Origin of the sequence: Pseudomonas sp. RGM 3321, from assembly GCF_022836805.1 — a bacterium.
In the GTDB taxonomy this organism is placed as follows: domain Bacteria; phylum Pseudomonadota; class Gammaproteobacteria; order Pseudomonadales; family Pseudomonadaceae; genus Aquipseudomonas.
The window spans coordinates 196,456-211,663 of sequence record NZ_JALHBH010000118.1 but is presented as its reverse complement, the minus strand read 5'-3'; the positions used below and the strand labels follow the sequence as shown (position 1 = coordinate 211,663).

The 15,208-nt window shown below is 56.9% G+C and carries 15 protein-coding genes; 7 read left to right on the top strand and 8 right to left on the bottom strand.

Features of this window, described 5'->3' with window-relative positions; translation table 11 throughout:
* Window positions 1–28 precede the first annotated feature (28 nt).
* Window positions 29–1,606 carry a carbohydrate porin gene (locus tag RGM3321_RS22415; RefSeq protein WP_244394876.1) on the bottom strand — a complete coding sequence of 526 codons (1,578 nt, stop codon included), beginning with the start codon at window positions 1,604–1,606 and terminating at the stop codon, window positions 29–31.
* Between the two features lie 167 nt (window positions 1,607–1,773).
* On the opposite strand from RGM3321_RS22415, the gene RGM3321_RS22410 reads away from it, so the two are divergent.
* The 7 genes from RGM3321_RS22410 to RGM3321_RS22380 all read left to right on the top strand — a co-directional run bounded on the left by RGM3321_RS22410 (window position 1,774) and on the right by RGM3321_RS22380 (window position 9,551).
* Window positions 1,774–3,048 (top strand): ABC transporter substrate-binding protein, encoded by a 1,275-nt coding sequence (locus RGM3321_RS22410; protein ID WP_244394875.1) that lies wholly within the window; start codon window positions 1,774–1,776, stop codon window positions 3,046–3,048.
* A 21-nt stretch (window positions 3,049–3,069) separates the two neighbouring features.
* On the top strand, window positions 3,070–4,032 hold the full coding sequence (locus tag RGM3321_RS22405) for a sugar ABC transporter permease (protein ID WP_003403357.1): 963 nt from the start codon (window positions 3,070–3,072) through the stop codon (window positions 4,030–4,032).
* Window positions 4,029–4,871: a carbohydrate ABC transporter permease gene (locus RGM3321_RS22400; RefSeq protein ID WP_244394874.1), complete on the top strand. Its 843-nt coding sequence runs from the start codon at window positions 4,029–4,031 to the stop codon at window positions 4,869–4,871. The genes RGM3321_RS22405 and RGM3321_RS22400 overlap by 4 nt, the downstream gene beginning before the upstream one ends.
* A 27-nt stretch (window positions 4,872–4,898) precedes the next feature.
* Window positions 4,899–6,044, top strand: a complete 1,146-nt coding sequence (ugpC, locus tag RGM3321_RS22395) for a sn-glycerol-3-phosphate ABC transporter ATP-binding protein UgpC (RefSeq protein WP_347880982.1) — start codon at window positions 4,899–4,901, stop codon at window positions 6,042–6,044.
* A complete protein-coding gene (locus RGM3321_RS22390; protein WP_244394872.1) occupies window positions 6,041–7,555 on the top strand; it encodes a glycoside hydrolase family 32 protein in 1,515 nt (504 codons plus the stop codon). Before ugpC ends, RGM3321_RS22390 begins: the two co-directional genes overlap by 4 nt.
* A 67-nt stretch (window positions 7,556–7,622) precedes the next feature.
* Window positions 7,623–8,615, top strand: a complete 993-nt coding sequence (locus RGM3321_RS22385) for a LacI family DNA-binding transcriptional regulator (RefSeq protein WP_244394871.1) — start codon at window positions 7,623–7,625, stop codon at window positions 8,613–8,615.
* Between the two features lie 129 nt (window positions 8,616–8,744).
* Window positions 8,745–9,551 (top strand): isocitrate lyase/phosphoenolpyruvate mutase family protein, encoded by an 807-nt coding sequence (locus tag RGM3321_RS22380; protein WP_244394870.1) that lies wholly within the window; start codon window positions 8,745–8,747, stop codon window positions 9,549–9,551.
* A 748-nt stretch (window positions 9,552–10,299) separates the two neighbouring features.
* On the opposite strand, the gene RGM3321_RS22375 is transcribed toward RGM3321_RS22380, so the two are convergent.
* The 7 genes from RGM3321_RS22375 to RGM3321_RS22345 form a co-directional block, all read right to left on the bottom strand.
* The gene (locus tag RGM3321_RS22375) at window positions 10,300–11,439 is read right to left on the bottom strand and encodes a hypothetical protein (protein ID WP_244394869.1); all 1,140 of its coding nucleotides are present in this window, start codon (window positions 11,437–11,439) and stop codon (window positions 10,300–10,302) included.
* Between the two features lie 502 nt (window positions 11,440–11,941).
* Window positions 11,942–12,277: a hypothetical protein gene (locus tag RGM3321_RS22370; RefSeq protein WP_244394868.1), complete on the bottom strand. Its 336-nt coding sequence runs from the start codon at window positions 12,275–12,277 to the stop codon at window positions 11,942–11,944.
* A gap of 2 nt (window positions 12,278–12,279) precedes the next feature.
* Complete coding sequence (locus RGM3321_RS22365) at window positions 12,280–12,642, bottom strand: hypothetical protein (RefSeq protein WP_244394867.1); 363 nt, start codon at window positions 12,640–12,642, stop codon at window positions 12,280–12,282.
* A gap of 116 nt (window positions 12,643–12,758) precedes the next feature.
* Window positions 12,759–13,256, bottom strand: a complete 498-nt coding sequence (locus RGM3321_RS22360) for a hypothetical protein (protein WP_244394866.1) — start codon at window positions 13,254–13,256, stop codon at window positions 12,759–12,761.
* 45 nt (window positions 13,257–13,301) lie between these two features.
* Complete coding sequence (locus RGM3321_RS22355; RefSeq protein WP_244394865.1) at window positions 13,302–13,523, bottom strand: hypothetical protein; 222 nt, start codon at window positions 13,521–13,523, stop codon at window positions 13,302–13,304.
* A gap of 230 nt (window positions 13,524–13,753) precedes the next feature.
* Complete coding sequence (locus tag RGM3321_RS22350; RefSeq protein ID WP_024959005.1) at window positions 13,754–14,323, bottom strand: acyl-homoserine-lactone synthase; 570 nt, start codon at window positions 14,321–14,323, stop codon at window positions 13,754–13,756.
* 84 nt (window positions 14,324–14,407) lie between these two features.
* Window positions 14,408–15,202: an autoinducer binding domain-containing protein gene (locus RGM3321_RS22345; protein ID WP_122278722.1), complete on the bottom strand. Its 795-nt coding sequence runs from the start codon at window positions 15,200–15,202 to the stop codon at window positions 14,408–14,410.
* Window positions 15,203–15,208: the final 6 nt, after the last annotated feature.

The window sequence follows — 15,208 nt, the reverse complement described above, 5'->3', positions numbered from 1 at the left end:
ATTTCACTGGCACTTCTGAAATACCGAACTAGAACCAGGTTTCCATCTGAACGCCAAACTGCCAGACACCCCCGGAGTTGAAGTCGGTTTTGCCGAAGTTGCCGCTCGTGCTGTATCGGTCCAGGTCCGAAGACCAGTTCATGAGGCTTGCGAACACTCGCAATTCGGGACGCGTTAGCAGGTCACCCATGTCCGGCTTGAACGTCGGCGCAACTGTGAACTTCCAGAAGTTGCCGTCGACTGCATTGCGTTGCAGGTAGCCTTTGGGGTCAAGGTCCATGGTTTGCCAACTCAGCTCGTAGGCCATCTCGAAGTTACTGTTGATCTCGTTGGCCAGGCGCATGTTCAGAGTGAGCCAGCGGTAATCGTCGCCTTTGACGTATCGGTCTTTGCTCTGCTCGGCCAGCAAGCTCGGGCCGATGCGCCATCCCGGCGCAATAGGCGTCTCGCCGTACATCGCCAGACGCACCGCGCGGGCGTCGTCGATCAGTTCGCCATCCGCGCCAATGTCCTTGACCTGAGCCCCCAGGCCCTGCCCATAGAGCAACGCCGTCTTGAAGAAGCCTTCCCTGCCGAAAAAGTCTTTCTGGTGATTGGCCAACATGGAGTGCAGGCCTGAATCTGCGGGCGCAAAACCCGCTTGATTGGTGCGCGTACCGACGTCGTTTTTCTTTGCTCCAATGGCATTGAACATCCACTGCCACTGACCATTGTCGAAGAATTGGTTGGAGGTCAGGATATAGCTTTCCACATCGGCATCGACGCCGCCCTCACTGAAATCTCCGTAGTTACGTCCGATCAGGGAATAATTCGAGCGCCAGTCCTTGTTCATCTGCACATCGTAGATACCGCCACCGGTACCGGCCAGAAAGACCACGTCCGAGTCCAGCCAGTGAATATCGAAATTATCCCTGTCGAATCGCTTGCCGGCCCACAGCGTGGCGTTCTCGAACACCGAATTACCCTTGAAGGCGGCAATATGGTCGAGTTCAGTAAATACCTGACGCACGTTCAGGCTGCTTTCTTCGGCTGTCCAGTCGTTATAGCTTTCAACGCCATCGGCGATGGAGACGGTGAATTTGGCACGCGTGCCGTTCTGCGCGTAGATCTCTTTCGACAGATCGAAGCGCATGTAGGTGTCGTCTTCGTTACCCAGCCGCCCGACCGCCCCACCGACTGAACCCGCGGGGGTTGTATAAGGCCCGCCGCGACCGCCGCCCAGCCTGTCGTTGATCAATAGACCGGAGCGAGCATAGCCCTTGAAGCTGAACCCGTCGGTGAGGTGCCCGGCACTGCCTGGCTTGTCCATGCTTTGCTGGCGGGCTTCGAGTTTTGCCACACGATCATCCATAGCGGGCTGTGGACTGGCTGCCACAGTCGGCGCGGAAGTGGCCGCGGCAGGCTGCGCAGCGGGGGTGGCGAGTTTGAGTTGCTGCAGTTCCCTGGCGAGCGCCTGGGTTTGCTGTTCGGCTGCGGCTGCACGTTTTTCCGCAGCGCTGGCACGGGCTTCAAAAGCGGCCATCCGTTCTTCCAGAGTCGCGGCCTGAGAGACGGTTGTCGAGGTGCCGAGTACCCCTGCGAGTAGCCATCTTGATGCGTTCTGCATGTGGACTTCCTGTTTTGTTTTTATTGTTTTCGTGACGTCGGCCGCGCCTTTTTCCTTCAACGCAAAATTGTGCAAATCGAAGAAAAAAGGGTGCTACATCGAAAATACGCTGCTACATTGACGATGTTAACGTTAACTTTTATAAAAACAAAAATAAAGAGGGCTCTATGAAACAGCTGAAATCTCTTCTTCCCGCCGCGCTGCTCACCCTGTCTGCCGGTTTTTCTGCGCTGTCGAACGCAGCCGATCTGACGATCTCGTGCGGGGCCGTCGGCGCTGAATTGCAACTGTGCAAGGAGGCAGTCGATAGCTGGTCAAAACAGACCGGCAACAACGTTCAGGTGGTTTCCACGCCTAACTCTGCGACCGAGCGCCTGTCGTTCTACCAGCAGATCCTCAGTGCCCAGTCCACTGACATCGACATCATTCAAATCGACATGGTGTGGCCGGGGATGCTCGCCAAACACCTGACGGACCTGCGCGAACTGCTTCCGGCGAATGCGACACAAGGCTATTTCCACTCCCAGGTGGACAACGCCACCGTCGACGGCCGACTGGTGTCGATGCCCTGGTTTACCGATTCGGGGCTGCTGTATTACCGCAAGGATCTGCTCGACAAGTACCAACAGCCGGTCCCCCAGACCTGGGAGGACATGACCGCTACTGCCAAACACGTGCAAAAAGCCGAGCGCGATGCCGGGAATGCCACTATGTGGGGCTATGTGTTCCAGGGGCGCGCCTATGAAGGCCTGACGTGCAACGCCCTGGAATGGATCAGCAGCCAGCCGGACGGCGGACTGGTCAACCCGCGCGGAGACATCGTGGTCAACAGCCAGGCCTCACGAGTCGCGCTGACCCTGGCCAAAAGCTGGGTCGGCGACATCTCCCCGCGCGGCGTACTCAATTACACCGAGGAAGAAGGGCGCGGTGTATTCCAGTCGGGTAACGCGCTGTTCATGCGCAACTGGCCTTACGTCTGGGCCTTGGTGCAAAGCAAGGACAGCGCGATAAAAGACAAGGTTGGCGTAGCGCCCCTTCCCAGCGGCGGCGCGAACGGCACCCATTCTTCAACGCTCGGAGGCTGGGGGCTGGCGGTTTCGCGCTACAGCCGCAACCCCAAGCTGGCGGCAGATCTGGTTGCCTACCTGACCAGCGCCCAACAGCAAAAACAGCGTGCCTTGGCAGGCGCCTACAACCCGGTCATCGAGTCGCTGTATGCCGACCCCGAGTTGCTCGCGGCGATGCCTTACTACCCCCAGTTGCACAGCATACTCAGCAAAGGGGTCATGCGCCCCGCCGCCATCACGGCCAACGGCTACCCACGCGTCTCCAACGCCTTCTTCGATCGGGTGCATAGCGTGCTGGCGGGCGATATACCGGTCGATCAGGCACTGGTCGAACTGGAACGCGAACTGACCCGCATCAAACGCCGGAACTGGTAAGCCACACGTAAGGAAATCAACATGCCTGTCTCTTCTACCGACTACCCCGGAGACGACGAACTCGTCACCCGGGAAACGCCTGTACAACGTCGCAGGCTACGCGCCGCCTGGCTGTTTCTGACGCCGATGCTGGTGTGCCTGGTGCTAGTGGCGGCCTGGCCATTGTTGCGCACATTCTGGTTCAGCCTGACCGACGCCGATCTGTCGGATACCGGCAGTGGCTCATTCGTGGGCCTGAGCAATTATCTGCTCTACGACGGCGTCATCTGGTCTGGCGTGCTGGTCGATCCGCAATGGTGGAACGCGGTGCGCAACACCCTGTATTTCACCGTGGTGTCGGTCGGGCTGGAAATGGTTCTGGGACTAATGGTGGCGTTGCTGTTGAACGTCAAGTTCACCGGCCGCGCGCTGGTCCGTGCATTGATTCTGATCCCTTGGGCGATTCCGACCATCGTCTCGGCGAAGATCTGGTCGTGGATGCTCAATGACCAGTTCGGCATCATCAACCACATGATGCTGAGCCTGGGCCTGATTGACGCGCCACTGGCCTGGACGGCAGATGCGGATCTGTCGATGTGGGCAGTGATCATCGTCGATGTCTGGAAGACCGTGCCCTTTGTCACCCTGCTGATGCTCGCGGCACTGCAGATGCTGCCAAGCGATTGCTACGAAGCCGCCAGGGTCGATGGCATTCATCCGGTGCGGGTGTTCTGGCGAGTGACGTTGCCGTTGCTGATGCCCGCCTTGTTGGTCGCCGCGATCTTTCGCATCCTCGACTCGTTGCGGGTCTTCGACGTCATCTACGTTCTGACCTCCAACTCTTCGAGCACCATGAGCATGTCGGTCTATGCCCGCCAGCATCTGGTGGAATTCCAGGACGTCGGCTACGGCAGCGCCGCCTCCACCCTGCTGTTTTTGGTGGTGGCCGTGATTGCCATGCTTTACCTGTACCTCGGACGTCGCCAGCTGGAGGTGCGCTCATGAACCTGCGTCAACTGAAAAAAGCGCTGCTGCGCCTGGCCTTCTGGGGCCTGGTCGGGGTCGTGCTGCTGTACGCGATCTTCCCTTTCTATTACGCCATCCTGACCTCGCTGAAACCGTCCAGCGCCTTGTTTGAGGTGAGCTACTGGATCACCGCAGCCGACTTCTCCAATTACGCAGCGGTCCTCAGCCAGGCTTCATTCCTGCAGGCCATCGCCAACTCGCTGGTGGTTGCGCTGAGTGTGGTGATGCTGGCGCTGTTCCTGGGCCTGACCGCGTCCTATGCCTTGGGTAGGGTCAAGTTCCGTGGGCGCGGCACGGTCCTGATGATGGTGCTCGGGGTCTCCATGTTTCCTCAGGTCGCGGTGCTGTCGGGACTGTTCGAAGTGATCCGCGCACTGGGTCTGTACAACACCTCATGGGCGCTGATCCTGAGCTACACGATTTTCACCCTGCCCTTTACCGTCTGGGTGCTGACCACGTTCATGGGGCAACTGCCGCATGAACTGGAGGAAGCGGCAATCATGGATGGTGCCTCGCCTTGGGTCACGCTCACCCGTGTGCTGTTACCGCTGCTGTGGCCCGCACTGGTCACCACTGGCCTGCTGGCCTTTATTGCCGCGTGGAACGAATTTCTGTTTGCCCTGACCTTCACCCTGACAGATGCCCAACGAACGGTCCCGGTCGCCATCGCCCTGATTTCAGGTGGCAGCTCTCACGAATTGCCCTGGGGTCTGTTGATGGCGGCGTCGGTACTGGTGACCATCCCCCTGGTGATTCTGGTGCTGATCTTCCAGCGCCGCATCGTTTCCGGCCTCACTGCCGGCGCGTTGAAAGGCTGATGCACACAACTGACAAGGAACAGCATCGTGATGAAATTGAAGCTAGCCAACATCAACAAGCAATTGGGCGGCGCGCGTATTCTGCGCGACGTCAGCCTGGAGATCGCTGCCGGTGAGTTCGTTGTGTTCGTCGGCCCTTCGGGCTGCGGAAAGTCGACGCTGCTGCGCTTGATCGCCGGACTGGATTCGATCTGTGCTGGCGACCTGCTGATCGACGGACGCCGGGTCAATGACCTGGAACCGCGCGAGCGTGGCGTCGGCATGGTCTTTCAGTCTTACGCTCTGTACCCGCACATGAGCGTCTACGACAACATCAGTTTCGGTCTCAAGCTGGCCAAGATGGAAAAAGGCAGCCTGCGCGAACGCGTGCTGAAAACCGCACAGATCCTGCAACTGGAAAAACTGCTGCAACGCAAACCCAGGGAGCTATCCGGTGGGCAGCGCCAGCGTGTTGCAATGGGCAGAGCCATGGCGCGGGAACCGGACATTTTGTTGTTCGATGAACCGCTCTCCAACCTCGATGCCTCGTTGCGGGTGCAGATGCGCAACGAAATCGCCAGGCTCCACAAACGGCTGGGCTCGACCATGATTTACGTCACTCACGATCAGGTAGAGGCCATGACCCTGGCTGACAAAATTGTCGTCCTCAACGGCGGTCAGGTCGAACAGGTTGGCTCACCACGCGAACTCTACGAGCGCCCCGCCAGCCACTTCGTCGCAGGTTTTCTGGGCTCGCCGAGAATGAATTTTCTGTCAGTACGCTTGCACGCACCAAGCCGCAACAGCCTGATCGATATCCCGGCACTGGGCATGACATCCCTGCCCTTCGACAGCTCGAACCTGGCCGACGACGCGCAATTGACCCTGGGTGTCCGTCCGGAACACATATCTCTAAGTGCAGCGAACAGTGGCACTGGCGTCACCGTGACCGGTGTCGAATACCTGGGCAGCGAGGTCTACGTGCACCTCGCTACAGACGAGAACGAGCCCTTGATCTGCCGGTGCGAAGCAAAAGCCGGATGGCAGGTGGGCGACCGGGTCGCGCTTTATTTCGATACCGAAAATCTGCACGTGTTCGACGCCGATGGCCTGGCCTTGAAACGCCACTCTGACACCGACCAACACCTGACCCGCGACACCACGCCGCACTTCGTACAAGCGGGTTCCCTATGAGTTTTTCTGTGAATGCCATGAACGGTCCAATGTCCACCACCCTTGAGCGCGCGCACCATGCATTGAGGGATAGCCTGGCGCAGGTGATCCACGATTATCGACCCGGTTATCACCTGGCCCCGCCTGCGGGCTGGATGAACGACCCTAACGGGGTGGTGTACTTTCGCGGCGAATACCACGTGTTTTATCAGCACCACCCCTTCGATGCGAAATGGGGCCCGATGTACTGGGGCCACGCCAAGAGTGCTGATCTGGTCCATTGGCAGCACCTGCCCATTGCATTGGCACCGGGCGATGACTGCGACCGGGACGGTTGTTTTTCCGGCAGCGCAGTGGTGTGTGGCGACACACTGGCACTGATCTACACCGGGCACACCTGGCTGGGTGAGGTAGGCGACGAGCTTTTGATCCGTCAGGTGCAGTGCCTGGCCACCAGTCTGGACGGCATCAACTTCGTCAAACACGGCGCCGTCATCGACAGCCCGCCACAAGACACGATCATTCATTTTCGTGATCCGAAGGTCTGGCAGCAGGATGACCACTGGTACCTGATTGCCGGCGCGCGCCTGGGCGACGAGCCGCTGCTGCCGTTGTATCGGTCTGCGGACCTGCACGCCTGGGAGTTCGTGAGCTATGTATCCATTGGCAATGAAGGCGATGGTTATATGTGGGAATGCCCAGACCTGTTTCGCCTTGATGGACGCGATGTACTGCTTTACTCCCCCCAGGGCATGCCAGCCCAGGGCTACGAGCGACTGAACAAGTTTCATACCGGCTACCGAGTGGGCCAAATCGACAGCCAATGGCAGTTCAGCGGTGGGCCCTTTATCGAATTGGATAACGGCCACGACTTCTATGCTGCGCAGACTCTTGTGGCTGCCGATGGCAGACGTCTGGTGTGGGCGTGGCTCGATATGTGGGAAAGCCCGACCCCCACTGCAAACCATCACTGGCGCGGAATGCTCGGCCTGCCTCGCGAACTTGAGTTGCGTGACGATCGCCTTTGCGTACACCCCGCCCGCGAACTGACAGCGTTGCGCAACACGTCATTGCCAGGCACTCCGTGGTGGAACGAAACGGGTACCCAGTGGCAGACCGACGTACACGGCGATCTGCTCGAAATCCACGTGCACCTGGACCTGCTCGACTGCATCGAAGGTCATCTGGGAGTGGCGTTGCGCTGTAGTTCAGATGGCAAGGAGCAAACTCTGCTTTACTACGATGCGTCGCTAAAACGTTTGATACTGGACCGCGATCAGTCGGGCACCCACGTCAGCGGTCAACGCAGCGTAGCAATAGACCCACAACAGGAGCGGCTTGAGTTGCGAGTCTTCCTGGATCGCTCGTCCATTGAGGTGTTTGACCAAAACGGCCGCTTCAGCTTCAGTAGCCGTTTTTATCCACAGACCGACAGCCTGGGGGTCAAGCTCATTGCCAATGGAACCGGAGGCCGGGTGCGTATTGCCAACGCTTGGGAACTCTCCTCGGGATACTTACAGGTAAATCATTGAAGTCGCGAAAAAAATCAGGCCTCTGTAGCATTATAATTATCAGTCAACCTGACAGGCCCCGCCTTGCATGACCTCAGTTAAAGACGTTGCACGATTGGCCGGTGTGTCCCTGATGACGGTATCTCGGGCGCTCAATAATCCGGAAAAACTGAGCCCTGAGACGTATCAGCGAGTCCGTAGCGCGATTGACGAGCTTCAATTCGTACCCAGCCTGTCAGCGCGCAGGATTCGCGGCGACAACTTACAGACACGAACCATCGGAGTGTTTGCGCTGGACACCGCGACAACGCCGTTCGCGGTCGAGCTGCTGCTGTCCATCGAGCAGACCGCACAGCAAGCAGGCTGGAACGTATTTATCCTCAACCTGCTAAGCAACCCGCCCACCGACCAGAACGTCGACCTTATGCTGTCCCACCGACCTGACGGGTTGATCTTCAGCGCCATGGGGTTGCGCGAAGTGACTATTCCCCAGCGCTTGAAAAGCAAACCGCTGGTGCTCGCTAACTGCGTAGCCGATGACAGCAGTCTCGTCAGTTATGTGCCGGACGACGAAACAGGTCAGTACCGCGCATTGCACTACGCGTTCAGCCAGGGCTATCGACGTCCTTTGTTTATCAATCTGCCAAAAAAGAGCCTGGCCTGGAAAATTCGCCAGGCGGGTATGCAGCGTGCTTGCCAGGCATTCGGCCTGGCTACCGGCGAACTCTTGCAGTACGACCTCTCCGAGCACGACGCCTATGGGGAAACCGCAGCCATCCTCGAACGGCACATGATTGATGGCCGTCCGCAGTTCGATATTCTGATCTGCGGCAATGACCGTATAGCCTTTTGTGCCTACCAACTGCTGCTGGGCCGTGGCCTGAAAATCCCCGGTGATGTCGCCGTGCTGGGCTATGACAATATGATCGGCATCTCCGAACTGTTCATCCCCGCGCTGACCACGGTGCAACTGCCGTATTACGAGATCGGCCGCAATGCCGCCCGCTACTTGATCGATGGCCTCGAAGTCTCGGGTGCCCAGCCGGTAGATTGCCCGCTTGTGGTGAGGGAATCGTTATGAAATGAAGGGCTTGTGTGGGCTGGATCGCGCCTCAACGCGGAGTAACCACGCTTGTATAGCGGACGGCTTCTACCTCCAGTCGCCTGCCTGCCAAGGTCAACAGATGGCAACTTTCAGACAGGAAGTGTTATGAAACCACTGGACAATGTTTTTCATGAGTTGCACAAGAATGGCCTTTTGATCCTGGCCAATGTCAGCGATGCAGGCGGCGCAAGAGTCGTAGAGTCATTGGGTGCCACCGCGATCGCCACCAGCAGTGCGGGCATGGCATGGGCGCATGGTTACGCCGATGGCAACCAGCTCCCCCTTACGCGGCTGGCGGCCAGTGTTGAATCCATGACGCGAATACTGCACGTCCCACTGACCGTAGACATTGAGGCCGGTTACTCCGACGACCTCCAACACGTTGCCAGGGTTGTCGAAGCGGTTGTCGCTTCAGGTGCCGTGGGTATCAACATCGAAGACGGTACCGCACCACCGGAGGTACTTGTGCGCAAAATCGGAATTGCCCGAGAAGTCGCCAACAAGCACGGCGTTAACCTATTCATCAATGCGCGCAGTGATGTCTACCTGAAAGGCCTGGTGCCCGCCTCCCAGCGTCTCGATGAAATCATCCGGCGTGCAGCGCTTTATGCACAAGCAGGAGCCAACGGCCTTTTCGCCGCAGGTATGGTCACACCCGCCGAGATTTCCACACTGTGCAACGCCTCCACACTACCGGTGAACCTGCTTGCCCGCGATGGGCTGTCAGCGCCCGGCGAATTGCAGCGCCTAGGCGTTAGACGCCTGAGCGCTGGCTCAAGCATTGCGGAGTTCCTGTACGGCGCGATGGAAGGGCTGGCCCGCTCTTTCATCGAGCGCGGACAGCTGGATACGCAGGCGCTTACGGGTTTTACGTATGGGAAGTTGAATGGCTTGATGGCGGAGCGTGGATAAAGCGACAGGCCCTTGGGCAGATTGAGCGAAAAGTGCTCAGGAGCATTGGGCCATGACGTCTTCCGCGACATCTCGACTTAAGTAACGCGGCGCGGTGATAGGCCCTTTAAGGCCCATCACTGCGGATGCAGAACACTCCAGACCGGTGCTTTTCAGGGACCTAAGCCCGCGATGTTCATGTATTCAGGGAATCTCGTGGGGAAGGAAAAGCGGCGGCGTGCGAAGGTTCTAATTCACAAATACCACCTGGATTTTGAGAATTAAAGCTGTCGCAGCAGGCTTCCATTTTCCGGGCCCTGCAGCCCATCGGAGAGGAAACGCAAAACTGTCGCAAAAGCCGAAAACCACGAAAAGAGATGACGCGCTAGAGAATTAAATCTGTCGCAGCTAGTAATGACGTGGCTTGCCGGCCGTTTTAACTTAAACCAAGCACCGGCGATTGATCAGGAGGCGATGCGCCGGAGACCGGATTCGCCATAGGTACGCAACACTCATACCAGCCCGCGTACTACGGTTAATTTATGACCGTCCGACTTTTCGCAACGGCGAAACCTCTGAGCACACCTGTACTGCATGCGAAATAGCGGTAGACAGTGCCTGTGGCCATTCCCGTATCAACAGCCACGCCTGAAACCTGGGTTTCTTTCTAAAACGCCGTGGTTGACTAACGCTCGAACGGACTCAAGGATGCGACTTGGATTATCTTTGAGGCGAGCTTCGACTGCTGACGTTTCAGCAAGCAGGCCTCTCAAATGTCTCCAGCCGATGGCAATAGCAGCATGAGTGAATGACTCAGAGCATCGCGCAATCCCGTCGGGATGCTCGCTGAACCTTGCCGTGAAATTGGACTCACCATCTGCCCATCAAACGCATTGCGGATTGTGTCGATTACATCGTCTCGTACCTTCGTCATGTCGTATTGAACGATGGGGGTCGTGCCAGGGAACAGTGTATGTATTTCCATGAGCTGTGCCAGCTCGGCCAGCCTATGCTCATGCGTCGCTACAAACGCAACTTCGACATGGCCACCATTCACTGGAGGCTTCAACAGCAGCTCTGGCGTCCTCAACAGCAATAAATCCCACGCTGTAGCGGAAATATTTCTGACCGCCTTTTTACGTGAGCTGTTCTGCTTGATCCCAAGCAAAGAGCCTGCTTGACCACTGAAATAATGCAACGCCAACTGACTTTCCCGCGCAAGAGAGAAATTCAGCATGGAGCTGATGAACTGTTGATAAGCAATATACTGTTCAGCCGGCGAAGCCCCTCTCATTTCAAACTCGCGCAACAAGACCATTTTTAGCAGCGCAATTTCTGTGGCTTCAACGGTCTCTAGAGCCTCGCGCTGGCTGTGACTAGTGATAAATGAATGCACGTGCTTTTCTGCGATGTCATCAAGGGAATCTGCGGCTTCCTTCGCAAGATAATGCTCAATGGCGGCCGGAAGCAGGCGTACGGTACCCGTCGCTAGAAAATAATCGGTGTCCATCGCTAAGAATTGGTACAGCAGCCGTAATCGCCTGGTGGCGTGGAGCACGAAATTAGCATGCGTTGACTTTGCGTACTGCTCCGTTAAAAAGAAGCCGGCGCTAATATCCCATCCTTCGCGTGAAACGAACTCAGTAAAGCCTCGCATGCCATCGCTGACCTCCCCACCGGACATCAATTCTGCGATGCCGTCGAGCAAGTTCGAGTCGACCACGACCTTTGCACAGGCTGGATAGGCCAGCTCGCCTTCTTCCCAGTACTGCTGATTGATCAAATACGGCTGTTTGCCACCAAATTGATCAATCAGCATGACGGGCTTATTGATCCCAAACGTCTTCGTACCGCGTAGCCAAGGCGATTCGATTGGAGAGTCCTTCACCAACCATTTGAATGCCGTCATGTTGCTCCTTCATTTCCCGGTTTTTTTGCACAACTGCTTACGAATCAGCCGTATTCTGCCAGCGATGTTAGTACGCGGGCCCTTTGGCTGGCGCGCTCGATCAAATCGGCCACTCGCTTCCCGCTCAGACATACCGATTCGGTGTTTGGACATTCGACGCTCATGAGCTGTCTGACCAAGCTGCCCAGCCAACACCAGCACCTCTGCTGTCAATCTCCAGAGGGCGGGCTTTGTTCCTTCTGATCTTGAAGGGCTTCCCGCATCGTGTTATCGCTGATGCAGCATTGACCCATCTGCCGACTTGGCGATGCCTCCTAAGTATTCAGCCCACAGTTAGACCTGCTAACGCATTACGAAGTAGAAACTTGGGTCAGCGAAATTTCGGCAGCTGGGTCAATTCTTCATCAGCGGCAACACAAAACGGGGGTGGCCATTCGTCTTACACATCATAGATACATCCAGCGAGTCGGGGAAATGGCGTACAAGTCTGTCGGAGATCGTGTTATCCCGCAGGCTTAATCGATACCAGCTCTATGTATCTGAATTTCTTGCGAGCAGCCTTCGTCGCATCGAGCTCGGCCTGAAGCGTACTCAAGGTGTGGGCTTCATAGACAAACAACTCCATCTTGCCTTCAAACTCATTGCCGACAGGCAGCGTGACCACAACTTTGGGAATACCCGATCCTGACGATTTACGTTTTGCAATCGGCTTGCTAGGCGAAGGCGCTGCTGGGGGCAGGGTCTCATTTTGCTCCTTTGCAGAAGCCGGCGACGGAGCCGCTCTTGCAGTTCCAAACAAGGCTCGACGCATTTCCTCTTCAGTAAGATTTGGACACATGTTCAATCGTCCAATGAATGCTTACGCCGAAGGTGCTCGCCCAGATCTGCCGCCCGCTTTTGAACCACGGTGAGCTGACCTTCTCGAATACCGAAATCGGACGGAGAGGTGCAGATCTCAATTTCGGCAGCCTCCTTAAGCGCAATCTGGAAATAGGCAAATCCGTTGACCTGGACCGTATGCTCCCCACAAAACTCGATTTCGATGATTCCGGCCGTATCCTCTTCGTCAGCAAGGTCGCCAGCAGGAGACAGACGTGCTCCGGTAAGCGCGTGCGTCAGCGGACCAGTGGTGGCAACACTGCACTGGAACTGAGGCAACTGGCGAAGTGCATCGATGTAGCGAACGCTCAGATTTTTTTGCAAATTAATGCTCCTTTCACTTGTTGGGTAAACACCAAATCCAGCTCAGAAATATCATTTAGGGCCAAGCTGCAGTTCCGCCTATCTCAAAACCATGAACAGTACACGACGGATAGCAATCAACGCATGATCGCATGCGTTAATCGATGAGTCGCTAATCGGCAAATCATCGTCCCTACTAGTAGGCGCCGACCAAACCGCCAAGGACAGATATCGGATAGGTCAAACTCGTCAGTCACCTCATCCCACTTCGGACGCGTTTTGAGCACGAATCGATCGATGAACGCGGAGACGACGTTATCGTGGAGCCGGGCGGACTTGACGGCGTGCTCCAGCTCGCTCCGCTTCATCGTGAGGATCGCCGCCTGACTCGCGATGCCAATCGACTCAAGCGCATGGACGAAGCCGAGGCCTTCTTCTAGCGTAAAGCCCATCGCTGCGTTCCAGAACGCGAGAAAAGTCTCGGTATCGTCACCGTCTGTGGCAGCACCGATGCTGCCTTCTTCACCTATCAACTCTTCGATCTCGCCCGCTTTGGCGTAATGCTGTTTGGACCGGACAGCATGGGCTTCGAACCGCTCGTTGGTCGCCTTAGACAAAAGAGGGTCGAGCACCATTTCTCCCAGCTCGTCGCGGAAGAGAAGGTCACCTAATGGAGATATCTACAATTGGGCAGGTACCAGCGGATAACCATGCTCGGCCAGCAACTGACATACTGCCTCCGAGTCATCCGCCGCCACTGCTGGCAAAACAGCGATCGCCGACTGCTGCCCAGCCACATTGAACATGGTGAGTTTGTCGCGAAACCGCTCGATCCATACCACGGAGTCACCAGGGATGGCCCAGCGCTCGCGAATAGCAAGGTGCTGAGGGTCATCCTTCAAGGCGGTGACACCTGCCAGATGGCAGAGGATCAGCTAGGATGCCGGGATCTTTCTGGAAACTGCATCGGGAGCTAAAAGTAGAAAAATGGTACAAAGAAAATCTGCGAGAAATCGACGAGAAATCTTTGCCCGAGATCCGTTACCCCAACCGTCAAGCGCAGCTACCCAGTCAGTTCGCTGTGTCACTGGTGCCTGGGATGGGGTCGTGGTGAACGCGCGAGAGGCTTGGTTCAAGCCGACATCTTATGTCGTGGGCACGGCAAGGCACCTTGCTGCCCCGCCTGAAAACGCAGCGCCACCAGTGTGTCGTTCTCGTGTCGGTGCGTCGGGCCCATACGCTCATGCCAAATGCCGTGCCTGCGAAAGTATCTTTCCAACTGCACCGTCGTGACCGCCACGACAGTATCGGCCCCCGATGCACCCGCTTCTAACAGCGCATGGCGAAAGAGCGCAGCCCCAACATCAGGACCGGCCTGTTTGGCAGCAGCGAAGCGCGATACTTCCCACACATGTGGATCGACCGGCAACGGAGCATCGCTGATCCACGCAAAAACCTCTCCCAGTAGATAAGGTTTGAGCGTGGGCAATAATCGAGCGCAACTCACGACCTGTCCGTCCTCCAGACCAACGATGTAGCGCGCATGAGGAGTATCGAACTGATCGGTCTCTACGCGGGCCGTCTGCTGATCCAAGGGAAGGCGCCATCGCAATTTACGGATGAAAACCTCGTAGCGAAAACGTATAAGCGATTGGTAGACACTGTCGCCCAGTTCACTCGCGCTGCCCGCCAGAATCTCCATCTACATCACCCGAAGTTTGAAAGCACGCAATTACCCCATGACCGAGCGATCAACGACAACTACCTCTTCTGGTAGCGCGAGCGTTCAGATCAGATTCAATGCCACGGCGTGTGCGGCCGCGTGTGCCTTGTTGGGCGATCCAAACTTACCGACGATCTTCTTGATATGAAAATTCACCGTGTTATCGGAGATGCACAGGATCTGGGCGATATCACTGACGCATTTGCCGTCTGCAGTCCATCTGAGGATTTCCACTTCCCTGTCGGAAAGGACGCAGCGTTCGACTGCCGACAGGTTCCACCGCGCCAACGCCTGGCGGCTGGCATCGCTCAGGCAACGCAGCTTCACCCCCAGCTCCAGTTGCTCGATCTGACTGACCCGGCCACGGCCTCGAGCAAAAGAGATGACGTGCGTATCACGGCTGGTCGCCAAGGCACTGTAGGTCATTCCATGAACCAGGCCAAACTGAGCGGCCTCGGCGAAGAAACGTCGGTGGCAGCTGGCTTGAACATCACTCCAGTTCAAGACATCCGCTTTGGCCATGCTGTGCTCAATCACAGGATCAATCGCACCATAACTTTGCTCGTCATAGCGCTCCTGCCACTCAAGCGGATAGGTGCCCATGATGAGCGTCTTACGCCGAGTGAAAGGCGTGGGCGCTTGCAAGGCCAGACCAACATGTTCGAAGCCACACTCTATGGCCTCACGGTGCAGGATCGACACCAGATTTTCGATTTCATGAGCCGCCGAAATTTCTCTCATGACGTCGCTATACCACTCCAACATTCCCAATCCCACCGACGAGCCCTCCTGGTCATCCACCGGCTGAACAGTGTAGAGCGCTTTTGCCCGTCTCGCAGCCCCGGTCAGACCACACATCGCCTA

Excerpts from the sequence above, each read along its gene's own strand:
- RGM3321_RS22380 (WP_244394870.1), top strand. The coding sequence starts at position 8,745 with ATGAAACCACTGGACAATGTTTTTCATGAGTTGCACAAGAATGGCCTT.
- RGM3321_RS22350 (WP_024959005.1), bottom strand. The coding sequence starts at position 14,323 with ATGGAGATTCTGGCGGGCAGCGCGAGTGAACTGGGCGACAGTGTCTAC.
- RGM3321_RS22385 (WP_244394871.1), top strand. The coding sequence starts at position 7,623 with ATGACCTCAGTTAAAGACGTTGCACGATTGGCCGGTGTGTCCCTGATG.
- RGM3321_RS22410 (WP_244394875.1), top strand. The coding sequence starts at position 1,774 with ATGAAACAGCTGAAATCTCTTCTTCCCGCCGCGCTGCTCACCCTGTCT.
- RGM3321_RS22415 (WP_244394876.1), bottom strand. The coding sequence starts at position 1,606 with ATGCAGAACGCATCAAGATGGCTACTCGCAGGGGTACTCGGCACCTCG.
- RGM3321_RS22390 (WP_244394872.1), top strand. The coding sequence starts at position 6,041 with ATGAGTTTTTCTGTGAATGCCATGAACGGTCCAATGTCCACCACCCTT.
- RGM3321_RS22375 (WP_244394869.1), bottom strand. The coding sequence starts at position 11,439 with ATGACGGCATTCAAATGGTTGGTGAAGGACTCTCCAATCGAATCGCCT.
- RGM3321_RS22400 (WP_244394874.1), top strand. The coding sequence starts at position 4,029 with ATGAACCTGCGTCAACTGAAAAAAGCGCTGCTGCGCCTGGCCTTCTGG.
- RGM3321_RS22345 (WP_122278722.1), bottom strand. The coding sequence starts at position 15,202 with ATGTGTGGTCTGACCGGGGCTGCGAGACGGGCAAAAGCGCTCTACACT.
- RGM3321_RS22370 (WP_244394868.1), bottom strand. The coding sequence starts at position 12,277 with ATGTGTCCAAATCTTACTGAAGAGGAAATGCGTCGAGCCTTGTTTGGA.
- RGM3321_RS22360 (WP_244394866.1), bottom strand. The coding sequence starts at position 13,256 with ATGGTGCTCGACCCTCTTTTGTCTAAGGCGACCAACGAGCGGTTCGAA.
- RGM3321_RS22405 (WP_003403357.1), top strand. The coding sequence starts at position 3,070 with ATGCCTGTCTCTTCTACCGACTACCCCGGAGACGACGAACTCGTCACC.